Genomic DNA, 14,205 nt, shown 5'->3' on the forward strand with positions numbered 1-14,205 from the left:
AGCCATACACTTTTCCAATCCAGCAGGGAGCACAACGGCGTAGAAGTGGCAGCCGACTGACTACAGCGAACCCGGCATTAACAAGCCGGGCATTCCATACAAGGGGCCGCGCGGCGCCGCGCAGGCCGCGCAGGCGGCGCAGTATGTGCCGGGCCCGGCGGAGGACGCGTTCGACGCGGACGGGCGGCCCGCGGCCGACAGTGAGGAGCAGGAGCCGACGGCCCCCGGCGGCGCGACCGTCCCGCACCAGCAGCCATACGCGGACGCGGAGGCGGACTGGGACACGGCGGGCGGCGGGTACGCGGGCGACGGCTACCCGCGGCAGGAGGAGTACGCGGGGGCCGGCGGCTACCCGCAGGAGAACTACCCGCAGGACCCGTACGCGCAGGGGAGCTACCCGCAGGGCGATATCCCCGGGCAGGACGGCTACGGGCAGGACGGCTACGGGCAGGACGGCTACGCGGAGGGCGGCTACGTGCGGGACGGCTACGGGCCGCAGTACGGAGCCGATCAGCACTACGAAGGCGGCCAGTACGGGGACGGCCGGCAGTACCCGGACGGCCAGTACCCGGACAGCCGGCAGTACCCGGACGGCCAGACGTACGCGGACCCGGCCTACGGCGACCAGCAGCAGTTCGCCGCGCAACAGCAGTGGGGCTACGGCGAGTACCAGGACCCGGCGCAGTACGCCCCGTACGGCTACGACGCGCAGCAGCAGGACCAGCCGGGAGCCGAACACCCGCGGCCGCGCCCCGACGGCGGGCACAGCGGGAACAGTGACCAGCAGCCGCAGCACCCGGACGGGAGCAGCAACCAGTGAACCGTACGACCCTCTCCCTCGGCGCGGCCGTCGTCGCCCTCGCCGCGGTCACCGGGATCGCCTCCGTCACCTCGTCCGGCGGCGGCGGGACAGCGGCGGCCGCCGCGGCGCCGCGGAAGCTGCCCGTGCAGCGTTCGAGCGGTCTTTGCCCCTCGCCCGGCGACTCCCAGACCGCCGACACCACCTACACCTCGTTCACCCCGAAGGGCACCTCAGCCGCGTCGGACGGTGCCGGCGCCGCCGCGCTCGTACCGGCCGCGCCCGCGCCCACGCCCGGTGGCACGCCGTCCGCGAGCAAGGGGTCCGGTGACAAGGGCGGCTCCAAGGACAAGAAGAGCTCCAAGGACAAGACGCCGAAGTCGTCGAAGTCCCCGTCCGCCGGTGCCTCGTCCTCCCCGTCCGCTCCAGCCCAGAAACCCGTCCTCTCCCTCAAGCAGCCCGGCACGCCCGTCACCGCGACCGCGCCCGACAGCCCCACCGCGCTCATCGGCACCGCGACCGGCGCGCTCGCCCCGGGCTGGACCACGCAGGAGACCACGACGGACGACGTCGGCAACGGGCGCGGCCTGGCCGCGCTGACCTGCACGGCGCCCGACACGGACTTCTGGCTGCCCGGCGCGAGCACCGCGTCGTCCAGGGAGGACTACGTCCACCTCACCAACCCCGACGACTCCACGGCCGTCGTGGATCTCCAGATGTACGGCAAGAACGGCGTGATGAAGTCGGACACGGGCGAGGGCATCCCCGTCCCGGCCCACTCCAGCGTCCCGGTCCTGCTCTCCACGCTGACCTCGCAGGCCGAGGACGACGTCACGGTCCACGTGACGACCCGCAGCGGGCGCGTCGGCGCCGCGCTGCGCGCGTCCGACGCGAAGACCGGCGGCGACTGGCTCGTACCCTCGGCCGACCCGTCGCCCACGCTCGTCATGCCCGGCATCCCCGACGACGCCTCCGACGTGCGCCTCGTGGTCTACGCGCCGGGGCAGAACGACGCCGACCTCAACCTCAAGCTGGCCGGCCCGAGCGGCGGCATCGTGCCGGCGGGGCACGAGTCCCTGCACGTCAAGTCGGGCATGACGGCCTCCGTAGACCTGGGGAACGTCACCCGGGGCGAGGCCGGCTCGCTGATCCTCAGCCCGTCGCAGAAGGGCGAGGCGACGCCCGTCGTCGCCGCGCTGCGGGTCACCCGCGGAAAGGGCGACGGGAAGGACATGGCCTTCATCCCGGCCACTGGGCCCGTGGCGTCACGCGCGACGGTCGCGGACAACCGGTCGAAGGGCTCCACGCTGTCGCTCGTGGCGCCGGACAAGGCCGCACAGGTCAAGGTCACCGCGTCGGCGGGTTCCAAGGGCGGGGAGCAGACGCAGAAGACGTACACCGTGAAGGCGGGCACGACGCTCGCCTTCACCCCGCCCGTCCCGAGCGGCCTGAAAGGCTCCTACGCGCTGACGGTGCAGACCGTGTCGGGCGGCCCGGTGTACGCGGCGCGGACCCTGTCGCTGCCGAAGGGCGGCATCTCGATGTTCACGGTCCAGACCCTCCCGGACGACCGGGGCACGGTCTCGGTGCCGAAGGCCCGGCAGGACCTGTCCATCCTGCAGGGCGACGGTTAGCCCGCCGGGCCGACGCGGCCCGCTACTCCTGCCCGTACCTCGGGTCGACGGACTCCGGCGCGAGCCCGAGGAGCTCGGCGACCTGCTCGACCACCACCTCGTGGACCAGCAGCGCCCGCTCGTCGCGCCCCTTCGACCTGATCTCGACGGGCCGCCGGTACACCAGGATGCGCGCGGGCTGCTGCTTGCCCGCCGGCACGGAGCGCCCGAGCGGAACCGACTCCTCCTGCGTGCCCGGCACGTCCATGACCAAGAACTCGACGTCGGCGAGCTGCGGCCAGTGCCGTTCCAGACGGTCCACGGAGTCACGTACCAGGTCCTGGAACGTCTCGGCGCGGCTCGCGGAGAGCGGTACCTGCGGCGGGGCGACGGGGCCGCGCATCCCGCGGCCGTGGCGGTCGCGGCGGCGCGGCCTCGGCTCGGCCGGCGGCGGCGGCGGTACGGGGCTGTCCATCACTGACGCAGCGTACTTCCACGCACGGACGGCGGCGCGGCGCCGCCGCCCGTACGGCGCCCGGGGGAGCAGCGGAGGAGGGCCGGGCGAGCGCTGAGGGTCCCCTGTGGCTGACAGAGAGTCAGCTGTGCGGGATCTCACAGGGCGACACGGGCGGGTGACGTGCAGCTGAGTCGTCGCGGCCCGCTCAAGAGTGCGGTACCGTCCAACATCGTGAGCCCTGTACGTCGCTGTTCGCGCACCGCTTGCGGCCGCCCTGCCGTCGCGACGCTGACGTACGTCTACGCCGACTCGACGGCCGTACTCGGCCCGCTCGCCACCTACGCGGAACCGCACTGCTACGACCTGTGCGCGGAACACGGTGAGCGCCTGACCGCCCCGCGCGGCTGGGAGGTCGTACGCCTCACGGACGGCTCGGCCCCCACCCGCCCGAGCGGCGACGATCTCGAGGCGCTGGCCAACGCGGTACGGGAGGCGGCACGCCCCCAGGAGCGCGCGGCCGAGGCCGGCGGCAAGGGCGCGCCCGGTGCCGACCCGATGGAGGTCGGCCGCAGGGGCCACCTGCGGGTACTGCGCAGCCCCGAGCCCTGACCGGCGGCGCCCGGGAGCGGCCGTGGGCCCGGCGGTACGGTGAGCCGATCGCACGACGGAGCCGTCCGCACGACGGCCCATGACCGACTCGGGAGACACCTCGTGGCTGATGCGGACCTGTCCCAGCTGGTGAAGGCGTACGACGTGCGCGGGGTCTACCCGGACCAGCTCGACGAGGGGCTGGCGGAGCTCTTCGGGGCGGCGTTCGCCGAGGTGACCGGGGCGCGCGAGGTCGTCGTGGGACACGACATGCGCCCGTCCTCGCCGGCTCTCGTGGAGGGCTTCGCCCGCGGCGCGGCGGCTCGCGGCGTGGACGCCACGGTGATCGGCCTGTGCTCGACGGACCAGCTGTACTACGCGTCGGGCTCGCTGGGCCTGCCGGGCGCGATGTTCACCGCGTCGCACAATCCGGCACGCTACAACGGCATCAAGATGTGCCGGGCGGGCGCGGCGCCCGTCGGCCAGGACACCGGTCTGCGGGAGATCAGGGCGAGGGTCGAGGAGGCCATGCGGACCGGCCTCCCGGCGCGGCGGACGGAGCCCCGGGCGGAGCCGCGGAGCGGCCGCGTCACGACGAGGGACACCCTCGCGTCGTACGCGGCGTACCTGCGCGGCCTGGTGGACCTGAGCGGGATCCGGCGCCTGAAGGTCGTCGTCGACGCGGGCAACGGCATGGCGGGCCACACGGTGCCGACGGTCTTCGACGGGCACCCGCTCGACCTCGTCCCGATGTACTTCGAGCTCGACGGCACGTTCCCGAACCACGAGGCCAACCCGCTCGACCCGAAGAACCTGGTGGACCTCCAGGCGCGGGTGCGCGCCGAGGGCGCCGACCTGGGCCTCGCCTTTGACGGCGACGCCGACCGCTGCTTCGTGGTCGACGAGCGTGGCGAAGGCGTCTCCCCGTCCGCGATCACGGCGCTCGTCGCGGCGCGTGAACTGGCGAAGCACCCGGGCGGGACGGTCATCCACAACCTGATCACGTCATGGTCCGTGCCGGAGGTCGTGCGCGAGCAGGGCGGCGTCCCCGTCCGCACGCGCGTGGGCCACTCTTTCATCAAGCAGGAGATGGCGCGCACCGGCGCGATCTTCGGGGGCGAGCACTCGGCGCACTACTACTTCAAGGACTTCTGGAACGCCGACACGGGCATGCTCGCCGCGCTCCACGTGCTGGCCGCCCTGGGCGGCCAGGAGGCCCCGCTGTCCGCCCTGCTCGGTGCGTACCAGCGGTACACGGGCTCCGGGGAGATCAACTCCACGGTGGAGGACCAGCACGCACGCACGGAGGCCGTGCGCGCGCTGTACGCCGGCCGCGACGACGTGTCGTTCGACGACCTGGACGGCCTGACGGTGACCACAGGGGACTGGTGGCTGAACGTCCGCCCGTCCAACACGGAACCGCTGCTGCGCCTGAACGTGGAGGCGCGGGACGAGGAGATGATGGCGGCCGTCAGGGACGAAGCCCTCAAGACCATCAGGGGGTGACAGCCCGGGGACCGCGGCCCTCACGGCTCCTGCGGGTACGCTGACGAGGCCAGTCACCCAGCCCGAAGGGACCCCCACTCATGCCGCTCGAAGCCGGCCTCCTGGAGATCCTCGCCTGCCCGGCCTGCCACGCACCCCTCAGCGACCGCACCGAGGCCGACGACCCCGAGCTGGTGTGCACGAACGAGGAATGCGGCCTCGCGTACCCGGTCAGGGACGAGATCCCCGTGCTCCTCGTCGACGAGGCACGCCGCCCGGCGTAAGCGGCGCCGACGCGTACAGACGGCCCGGAGGCCACACCATGCTCGACGAGTCGATGCTCGACGCCCCGGACGCCCTCGCGCGCGCCGACCACCGCGGCCTGCTGCGCGGCGCCGCCGAGGCGGGCGCACGCGTCAGGACGGCCCTGCGCAACGCGGACGAGGCCGGCGTCGCGCGCCTCGCACCCGAGGGACGGCCGCGCTCCGTGCTGGTCGCCGGTTCCGGGGCCGCCGCGTCCGCCGTCGCCGACCTGATCGGCGCGCTCGCCGGGGCGGTGGCGCCCGTCACGCGCCTGCGCCCGGCCGGTGTCGCGCCCGCCGCGGGCGCGCTGCGCTGGACGCTGCCGGGCTGGACGGGCGCCGTGGACCTGCTGCTCGTCGTCACGACCGACGGCAGCGAACCCGGCCTCGGCCTGCTGGCCGATCAGGCGTACCGGCGCGGCTGCTCCGTCGTCGCCGTCGCGCCGAGCGGCTCGCCGCTCACGGAGACCGTGGACGGCGCGCGGGGCCTGCTGGTGCCGCTGGCGGTCGCCCCGGCACACGAGTACGGCGCTCAGGACGAGTTCGGCGCTCAGGACGAGTTCGGCGCTCAGCACGAGTACGGCGAAGGCGAACGCGCCGGCCGCTCCGCCGGTGAGAGCGGCGACGCCTCCGGCTCCACGCCCCTCGCGGGGCGGTGGCCGCGTGACGAGCCGGTTGCCGCGGGCCCCGGCGCGCTGTGGGCGCTCTTCACCCCGCTGCTGGTGCTGCTCGACCGCATCGGCCTGATCGACGCGCCGCCCGAGACGATGAACGTACTCGCGGACCGCCTCGACCGCGTCGCCGAACGCTGCGGCCCGGCGATCGCCACGTACAGCAACCCGGCGAAGACCCTCGCGGCCGAGCTCGCCGACTCGCTGCCGCTGATCTGGACGGAGGGCGAGGCCGCGGCCCCCGTCGGCCGCAGGTTCGCCACCGCGCTCGCTGAGCTCACCGGCAGGCCCGCCCTCGCCGCGGACCTGCCCGAGGCGCTCCCGTCGCACGGCGCGCTGTTGCGCGGCGCGTTCGCGGGAGGCGCCGACCCGGACGACTTCTTCCGGGACCGTGTCGAGGAGCCCGAGGCGCTGCGGGCCCGTGTCGTACTGCTGCGGGACCGTCCGGCCGACGGGCTCTCGGCCGCGCCGGCCGCCCGGGAGGCGGCCGAGGACCACGACACGCCTCTCAGCGAACTGGAGCCGGAAGAGGGCGGCGCGCTGGAAGCACTCGCGGAGCTGCTGGCCATCACCGACTTCACCGTCGCGTACATGGCACTGACGGCGAAGGACACGTGACGCGGCCCGAGCGGGGTACGCACGGACGCCTGACAGGGCAGCCAGCCGGTATCCATTCGGGCACGGGTGGAGTCGTTCCGGGCAACCGCGCGGCCCGATCGGGCGATTGCCGGGCGTGTGAGGTGGCCGTCCTGCCGATACGGGCAGCGGGCGCGCCTGTTCGGGCATGCCCGATGTCCGGGCGGGTCGCGAGGCCGCCCGTCCGGGCAGCCCTCCAGGCCCTGCCCGCGACCTGATCTCCGCCCGGCCGGGAAGCCCGCGGGGCCCAGCCCGGATGCGCGTGCGTGCAGCAGGCCTCGTCCGGGGAGCCGGAGTCCGGGGGGCCGGAACCGGGCCTGTCTTTCCCGCCGCTTTCCCGCCGCTGTCCCGCCGCTGTCCCGCCGCCCGGACGGACAAGGGAGAATGCCCGCCATGGATCGCCTCTCCAGCCCTGTGCGTCCCTACGCCTGGGGCTCCACGACCGCCATTCCCGAACTGCTCGGCCTCGAGCCCACCGGTGAGCCCCAGGCCGAGGTCTGGATGGGCGCCCACCCGGGCGACCCCTCCCGCGTGACCCGCACCGCGCCCGACGGCACGCAGCGGGAGCAGTCGCTCGCGGACGTCATCGCCGCCGACCCGGAGGGTGAACTCGGCGCCGCCGCCGTCGGGAAGTTCGGGCCGCGCCTGCCGTTCCTCCTCAAGCTCCTCGCGGCCGGATCCCCGCTCTCCCTCCAGGTCCACCCCGACCTCGAACAGGCCAAGGAGGGCTTTGCGGACGAGGAGCGCAGGGGCGTCCCCCTCGGCGCCCCCGAGCGCAACTACAAGGACGCCAACCACAAGCCGGAACTGATCTGCGCGCTCACGCCCTTCGAGGGCCTGTGCGGCTTCCGTCCGGCCGCCGAGGCCGCCGCCACGATGGAGGCCCTCGACGTCGACTCGCTCAAGCCCTACGTGGACCTGCTGCGCGCCCGGCCCGAGGAAGCCGCGCTGCGCGAGGTCCTCACCGCCGTGCTGACGGGTGACGCGGCCGCGACCGCCGCAACCGTCACGGCCGCGGCCGACGCCGCGCGGCGCCTCGGCGGCCCGTACGCGACGTACGCGTCCATCGCCCGCCACTACCCCGGCGACCCCGGCGTCATCGCCGCCATGCTGCTGAACTCCGTGACCCTCAGGCCGGGCGAGGCGATGTTCCTCGGAGCCGGCGTCCCGCACGCCTACCTCAGCGGGCTCGGCGTCGAGATCATGGCCAACTCCGACAACGTCCTGCGCTGCGGCCTCACGCCGAAGCACATCGACGTGCCCGAGCTGCTGCGCATCGTCCGCTTCGAGGCCGGCGACCCCGGAGTGCTGCGGCCGGAGCCCGACGCGGACGGCGCAGAGGTGTACGCCACGGGCATCGACGAGTTCCGCCTCTCCCGGTACGTGCTCGCGCCCGGCGGCACCCCCCGCGACCTGACGGCGCCCTCCGCCCCGCAGATCCTGCTCTGCACGTCCGGCGCGCCGCGCGCGAACGACCTGGAACTGAGGCCCGGCGACGCGGTGTTCGTCAGCGCGGGCGAGAAGACCGAGCTGTCCGGGGAGGGAACGGTCTTCCGGGCGACGGTGGTGGTCTGAGCCCGGCGCGCCGCGCGCGGCTGCAACAATGACCGGCTGTGCGACGTATACGGCGTACGGGACCGCAGGAACGACGAGACCACCCCCGCGACGAAGGGACACCGCGCAACCCATGAGCGCGCAAGGCGGAACCAAGGCGATCGTGGCGGCGCTCAGCGCCAACCTCTCGATCGCGGCAGCCAAGTTCGTGGCGTTCCTCTTCAGCGGATCGTCCTCGATGCTCGCCGAGGCCGTCCACTCGGTCGCCGACTCGGGCAACCAGTGCCTGCTGCTCCTCGGCGGCAAGCGCGCGAAGCGGGCGGCCGACGAGGAGCACCCGTTCGGCTACGGGCGCGAGCGCTACATCTACGGCTTCCTCGTGTCCATCGTGTTGTTCTCGGTCGGCGGCATGTTCGCGCTGTACGAGGGCTACGAGAAGGTCAAGGATCCCCACCCGCTCGACGACTGGTACTGGCCCGTCGGCGTGCTCGTCTTCTCGGCCATCGCCGAGGGCTTCTCCTTCCGGACGGCGATGAAGGAGTCGAACGTCACGCGCGGGTCGCTGTCCTGGATGGAGTTCATCCGCCGCGCGAAGGCGCCCGAACTGCCCGTCGTTCTGCTGGAGGACTTCGGCGCGCTGATCGGCCTCGTGCTCGCCCTGGCCGGTGTGGGTCTCGCGCTCGGCACCCACAACGGCGTCTGGGACGGCGCCGGCACCCTGTGCATCGGCACCCTGCTCATCCTGATCGCGCTCGTCCTCGCCGTGGAGACCAAGTCGCTGCTGCTCGGCGAGTCCGCGAGCACCGACCAGGTGCGCAAGATCCGCGAGGCGGCGGTCGACGGGGACACCGTGACGCGTGTCATCCACATGCGCACCCAGCACCTCGGCCCCGAGGAGCTGCTCGTCGCCGCGAAGATCGCCGTACGGCACGACGACACGGCCGCCGAGGTCGCCGCCGCCATCGACGCCGCCGAGTCGCGCATCCGGGAGGCCGTGCCGATCGCGCGCGTCATCTACCTGGAGCCCGACGTCTACAGCGCGGCGGCCGCCGCCGCGGGCGCCGACCCCGCGGCAACACCGGGCGGCCCCGGCCCCACCGCCCCGGAGCACTGACCTGCCAGAACCGCTCCACCTGCCCGCCCGGGAGCCGCGGGCACCTCCCGGTCCGCTGTGTCCACGGGGCGCGACCGGTGTAGATTCGGGGAAGCCAGACGTCGCTGCTGATGGCGGTCGGGCGGTCCGCCCCGCGCGGACCGGCCGAGGGAGAGAGGGGCCCGACGGACTGTGCCGCGTAGGCTCGGGCATCCGTATGTCCGCTGCCAACAGAGCCAGCCGAACGAACCCACCCTCGACCCATACGAGGAGCAGCTCGAAATGACGACTGTCGCCAACCGACAGGACTTCAAGGTCGCCGACCTCTCGCTCGCCGAGTTCGGCCGCAAGGAGATCACCCTCGCCGAGCACGAGATGCCGGGCCTGATGGCGATCCGCGCGGAGTACGCCGCGGCGAAGCCCCTGGCCGGCGCCCGCATCACCGGCTCCCTGCACATGACCGTGCAGACCGCCGTGCTGATCGAGACCCTCGCCGCCCTCGGCGCCGACGTCCGCTGGGCGTCCTGCAACATCTTCTCGACCCAGGACCACGCCGCCGCGGCCATCGCCGTGGGCCCCGACGGGACGCCGGACGACCCCAAGGGCATCCCCGTCTACGCCTGGAAGGGCGAGACGCTCGCCGAGTACTGGTGGTGCACGGAGCAGGCCCTGACCTGGCCGAACTCGCCGACCGGCGGCCCGAACATGATCCTGGACGACGGCGGCGACGCCACCCTCCTCGTCCACAAGGGCGTCGAGTTCGAGAAGGCGGGCAAGGCCCCCGACCCGGACACCGCGGACAGTGAGGAGTTCCGCGAGATCCTCACCCTGCTGAACCGCACGCTCGGTGAGAACCCGCAGAAGTGGACCAAGCTCGCCTCGGAGATCCGCGGCGTCACCGAAGAGACCACCACCGGTGTGCACCGCCTGTACGAGATGCACCGCGACGGCCTCCTCCTCTTCCCCGCGATCAACGTCAACGACGCGGTCACGAAGTCGAAGTTCGACAACAAGTACGGCTGCCGCCACTCCCTCGTCGACGGCATCAACCGCGCCACCGACGTCCTCATCGGCGGCAAGGTCGCCGTCGTCTGCGGCTACGGCGACGTCGGCAAGGGCTGCGCCGAGTCCCTGCGCGGCCAGGGCGCCCGCGTCATCGTCACCGAGATCGACCCGATCTGCGCGCTCCAGGCCGCGATGGACGGCTTCCAGGTCTCCACGCTGGACGACGTCGTCGGCATCGCCGACATCTTCGTGACCACGACCGGCAACAAGGACATCATCATGGCCGCGGACATGGCCAAGATGAAGCACCAGGCCATCGTCGGCAACATCGGCCACTTCGACAACGAGATCGACATGGCCGGCCTCGCCAAGATCGACGGCATCGTCAAGTCCGAGGTCAAGCCCCAGGTGCACACCTGGACCTTCCCCGACGGCAGGACGATCATCGTCCTCTCCGAGGGGCGCCTGCTGAACCTCGGCAACGCGACCGGCCACCCGTCGTTCGTGATGTCCAACTCGTTCTCCGACCAGACGCTGGCCCAGATCGAGCTGTTCACCAAGCCGGAGGAGTACCCGATCAACGTCTACGTGCTCCCCAAGCACCTGGACGAGAAGGTCGCCCGCCTCCACCTCGACGCGCTCGGCGTGAAGCTCACGACGCTCCGCCCCGAGCAGGCCGCGTACATCGGTGTCGACGTGTCCGGCCCGTACAAGCCGGACCACTACCGCTACTGATCCGCGCCGGTCCCGGCCGCCGCACCGACCACGGCGGCCGGGACCGCCCGCCGCAGCCCAGCAGGCCGCCTCGCCCCCGAGGCGCCACAGGACCGCACGAAGGCCCCGAACGACCCCATGCCCCGCGGCCGTTACTCGCTCCACGATCCGCACGACCACACCCCCGTCCTTCTGGAACACTTCCACTGCGCGCCAGGCCCGTCGGGCTGGCGCTATGTGTCCGAGACGACGACCCCCGCCGGCGCGCACGCCGGCTCCGTCGACCTGACCATCGACGAGCACGGTCGCCCCATCCGCCTCGAACTGCACGCCGGCCCCTGGCAGATCCGCGGCGCCGCCCTCGACGGCGTCACCTGGGTCCGCACCGACCCCACCGGCACACACGCAACCGAGGGCAACGTCGACGCCCACGCCTTCGGCGGCGCATCCCCCGCCTTCCTCGTCGCCACAGCCAGGCTGCTGCGGCTCACCCCCGATTCCCCCGCGAAGCGGGTACGCCTCGTCACCTTCACGGACCCGGTACTCGCCCCACGCACCGTCGACCAGTCCTGGGCCCTGGTGAACAGTGAAGCGCACGCCACTGACAACGGACCCCTGATCGTGGACGAGTACCAGGTCAACGCCCTGGACACGGGGGAACAGCAGACAGTGCACCTGGCCGGCGACGTGGTCGTCGCGGCCCCCGGCATCGAGCTGGAGGACCTGGCGGAGCCGCCCTCGGCCTTCCGGTGACACCGCAAGTCCTCAGGGCGTGCGAACGCCCTGGTCAGGCCGGCGGCACGAAGCCGGTCGCGGGCGGCGGCGCGGGCGCGGACGGCCCCGACGAGGTCCCGACGGCCCGGTCCGCCGCCGCCCCGGGGGTGGCGGCAGGCGCCGCCGCGGGCGCGGCAGCTCCCGGCGAGGGGAAAGCGCCCGGTGCCGCGCCCGGCGCCATGCCCGATGCCGCGTCGCCACCGCCGAACGCGCGCCGGGCATCCCGTACCTGCCGCTCCTGCAGCACAGCGGCCAGGTACGCGGCAGGCGGCACGCCCACGGGCGCGGGAGCGCCGGTCCGCGACGACACGTCGTTCGCGAGCCGGGCGGCCACGGACCAGCTCACCGCGGCGTCGAGCTGACCCATGCGCGTGAGGTACTGCCGCACGGCCAGCCACAGCCCGTCGGGGACCGAGGAGAGGTCAAGACCCGAGAACGCGCCGGCGAGCGCCGCGGGGGGAGGCGGCACCGGCTCGAACCGCGCCGCCGGCGTCCGCTCCCGCACGACGAGCGTGCCGGCGAACACATCGCCGATCCTGCGGCCACGCGCGGACACCAGCGAGGCGACGCAGGCGATCACACCGAACGAGGCGAGGAGTTCCACCGCGCCCACGGCGCCGCGCACGAGCGCGTGCCGGAACCTGATGGGGCCGCCGTCGTCCCGAACGACGCGCAGCCCGCACGCCACCTTGCCGAGCGAACGCCCGCGGCTCAGCGTCTCGACCGCGATGGGCCCGCCGACCAGTATCAGCAGGACCGCGGCGACCTGGAGTGCCGCTACCGCCGCGGCGTCCAGCGAACCGGTCCCGAGAACGAGGGCAATCACGACCACCACGTACGCCGTCGCCACGACGACGGCGTCGACCGCGAAGGCGAGCACGCGGGTGGGGAGCCTCGCAGGCCGCAGCCCCAGCACGACCGCGTCGCCCGTCACCAGCTCGTCCACGAGACCCCCCGCCCCTCCGCCGGCTTCCCCCGGCACCCCTCTGCCCCTGCGGGGGCCAGTCTGCCAAGCTGACGGCCAGCGCGCCGTACTAGTGCCTGGAGCAGCAGCCGATCATGGACCTCGACGTCTTCGTGACAGCCCACCGGGCCGAGTGGCAACGCCTCGACCGCCTCCTGCGCCGGGGCACTCGCCTCGACGGCGCGCAGGCGGACGAGCTGGTCTCCCTCTACCAGCGCACCGCGGCCCACCTGTCCCTGATCCAGTCGGCGACGCCCGACCCGCTGCTCGTCTCCCGTCTCACCCGACTCGTGTCGGGAGCGCGCGCCACGGTGACCGGCGTCAGGCGCTCCACCTGGCGCGACGTGGCCCGCTTCCTGACCGAGGGGTTCCCGGCAGCCGTCTACCGAGCCCGCCGCTGGTGGATACCCACCGCTCTGCTGTCCGTGCTGCTGACGTGTGTCATGGGCTGGTGGATAGGCCACCACCCCGACGTCCAGGCCGCGATCGGCGCGCCCACAGAGCTCAGGCAGATGACGCGCCCTGGCGGCGAGTACGAGACGTACTACTCCAGCCACCCCGAGGCGTCCTTCGCCGCGCAGGTGTGGACGAACAACGCGGAGGCGGCGGGGCTGTGCCTGGTGCTCGGGGCGTTCCTGTGCCTGCCCGTCCTGTGGGTCCTGTTCACCAACGTGCTGAACCTGGCGGTCGGCGTGGGCCTCATGGCGTCCGCCGGCCGCCTCGACACCTTCCTGGGGCTCGTGCTGCCGCACGGACTGCTTGAGCTGACGGCGGTGTTCGTCGCGGCGGGAACGGGCCTCCGCCTGGGCTGGACCGTGATCGACCCGGGTCCGCTGCCGCGCAGAACGGCCATGGCGGAGCAGGGCAGAGCCGCCCTGGGCGTGGCCGTGGGTCTGGCGTTGGTGCTCTGCGTATCCGGCGCGATCGAAGGCTTCGTCACGCCGTCGGGCCTGCCGACGTGGGCCCGCGTCTCCATCGGCGTCCTGGCCGAACTGGCCTTCCTCACCTACGTCTACGTGCTCGGCGGACGTGCGGCACGCGCCGGCGGAACGGGCGACGTGGAGGCCGACGCGAGGAGTGCCGCGCTCCCGGTCGCGACCTGATGTGCGTCCACTGCCCGCGGCCTGTTACGCTCGTCAGCACCCCAGGAAAACTGTTGACGCAGTCGGAACGGGGCAGTAGATTCGTGTAGTTGCCCGGGAGCGTTTGGACATCCCGCGTGGCGAGCGTTAACCTCTACGAGGCTCTGGGCCGGGATGTGATTCCGGTGGGCCGATCGGATCCGAAACTCAGTACGACTGAATTCAGGCTGAGAAATCAGCCGGTACAGCCGTCTGCTAGGATCTGGAAAAGCGGAAAGAATGAAGACGCAAGTCAAATTCTCGAAGCAATCCCTTTCTGACGGGGAATCGGACGGAAACAACGTCTGGTAGAGTTCAGAAACGTAAGGCCGAAGGGAAAGCGCCCGGAGGAAGCCTGAGAGGGTTTTCGAAGGAAGCGTCCGTTCCTTGAGAACTCAACAGCGTGCTAAAAGTCAACGCCAGATATGT

General features: G+C 72.7%; 13 protein-coding genes. 11 read left to right on the forward strand and 2 right to left on the reverse strand.

Annotated elements, in window-relative coordinates; translation table 11 throughout:
• Positions 1 to 145: 145 nt before the first annotated feature.
• Positions 146 to 820 (forward strand): hypothetical protein, encoded by a 675-nt coding sequence (locus JFN87_RS26865; protein ID WP_209344006.1) that lies wholly within the window; start codon positions 146 to 148, stop codon positions 818 to 820.
• Positions 817 to 2,433: a DUF5719 family protein gene (locus JFN87_RS26870; RefSeq protein ID WP_209344008.1), complete on the forward strand. Its 1,617-nt coding sequence runs from the start codon at positions 817 to 819 to the stop codon at positions 2,431 to 2,433. Before JFN87_RS26865 ends, JFN87_RS26870 begins: the two co-directional genes overlap by 4 nt.
• A gap of 22 nt (positions 2,434 to 2,455) precedes the next feature.
• Here the strand turns inward: JFN87_RS26870 and JFN87_RS26875 are convergent, their stop codons facing one another.
• Positions 2,456 to 2,887 carry a metallopeptidase family protein gene (locus tag JFN87_RS26875; protein WP_209344010.1) on the reverse strand — a complete coding sequence of 144 codons (432 nt, stop codon included), beginning with the start codon at positions 2,885 to 2,887 and terminating at the stop codon, positions 2,456 to 2,458.
• A gap of 168 nt (positions 2,888 to 3,055) precedes the next feature.
• On the opposite strand from JFN87_RS26875, the gene JFN87_RS26880 reads away from it, so the two are divergent.
• The 8 genes from JFN87_RS26880 (at position 3,056) to JFN87_RS26920 (ending at position 11,670) form a co-directional block, all read left to right on the forward strand.
• Entirely contained in the window at positions 3,056 to 3,478 is a 423-nt protein-coding gene (locus tag JFN87_RS26880; protein ID WP_245181858.1) for a DUF3499 domain-containing protein, read from the forward strand.
• 102 nt (positions 3,479 to 3,580) lie between these two features.
• Positions 3,581 to 4,963: a phosphomannomutase/phosphoglucomutase gene (locus JFN87_RS26885; protein ID WP_209344014.1), complete on the forward strand. Its 1,383-nt coding sequence runs from the start codon at positions 3,581 to 3,583 to the stop codon at positions 4,961 to 4,963.
• Between the two features lie 80 nt (positions 4,964 to 5,043).
• Positions 5,044 to 5,226 (forward strand): Trm112 family protein, encoded by a 183-nt coding sequence (locus JFN87_RS26890; protein ID WP_209344016.1) that lies wholly within the window; start codon positions 5,044 to 5,046, stop codon positions 5,224 to 5,226.
• Positions 5,227 to 5,264: 38 nt separating this feature from the next.
• Positions 5,265 to 6,533: an SIS domain-containing protein gene (locus JFN87_RS33895; RefSeq protein ID WP_245181849.1), complete on the forward strand. Its 1,269-nt coding sequence runs from the start codon at positions 5,265 to 5,267 to the stop codon at positions 6,531 to 6,533.
• A 411-nt stretch (positions 6,534 to 6,944) separates the two neighbouring features.
• Complete coding sequence (gene manA, locus JFN87_RS26905) at positions 6,945 to 8,126, forward strand: mannose-6-phosphate isomerase, class I (protein ID WP_209344018.1); 1,182 nt, start codon at positions 6,945 to 6,947, stop codon at positions 8,124 to 8,126.
• A 112-nt stretch (positions 8,127 to 8,238) separates the two neighbouring features.
• Positions 8,239 to 9,219 (forward strand): cation diffusion facilitator family transporter, encoded by a 981-nt coding sequence (locus tag JFN87_RS26910; RefSeq protein ID WP_209344020.1) that lies wholly within the window; start codon positions 8,239 to 8,241, stop codon positions 9,217 to 9,219.
• Between the two features lie 261 nt (positions 9,220 to 9,480).
• The gene (gene ahcY, locus JFN87_RS26915) at positions 9,481 to 10,938 is read left to right on the forward strand and encodes an adenosylhomocysteinase (RefSeq protein WP_209344021.1); all 1,458 of its coding nucleotides are present in this window, start codon (positions 9,481 to 9,483) and stop codon (positions 10,936 to 10,938) included.
• 117 nt (positions 10,939 to 11,055) lie between these two features.
• Positions 11,056 to 11,670: a hypothetical protein gene (locus JFN87_RS26920; protein WP_209344023.1), complete on the forward strand. Its 615-nt coding sequence runs from the start codon at positions 11,056 to 11,058 to the stop codon at positions 11,668 to 11,670.
• Between the two features lie 34 nt (positions 11,671 to 11,704).
• On the opposite strand, the gene JFN87_RS26925 is transcribed toward JFN87_RS26920, so the two are convergent.
• The gene (locus tag JFN87_RS26925; protein ID WP_209344025.1) at positions 11,705 to 12,637 is read right to left on the reverse strand and encodes an RDD family protein; all 933 of its coding nucleotides are present in this window, start codon (positions 12,635 to 12,637) and stop codon (positions 11,705 to 11,707) included.
• Between the two features lie 113 nt (positions 12,638 to 12,750).
• Here JFN87_RS26925 and JFN87_RS26930 point away from each other — a divergent pair, with 113 nt between their 5' ends.
• Entirely contained in the window at positions 12,751 to 13,758 is a 1,008-nt protein-coding gene (locus JFN87_RS26930; RefSeq protein ID WP_209344027.1) for a stage II sporulation protein M, read from the forward strand.
• The last annotated feature ends 447 nt before the right edge of the window (positions 13,759 to 14,205 follow it).

Source organism: Streptomyces montanisoli (genome assembly GCF_017813245.1).
In the GTDB taxonomy this organism is placed as follows: Bacteria; Actinomycetota; Actinomycetes; order Streptomycetales; family Streptomycetaceae; genus Streptomyces; species Streptomyces montanisoli.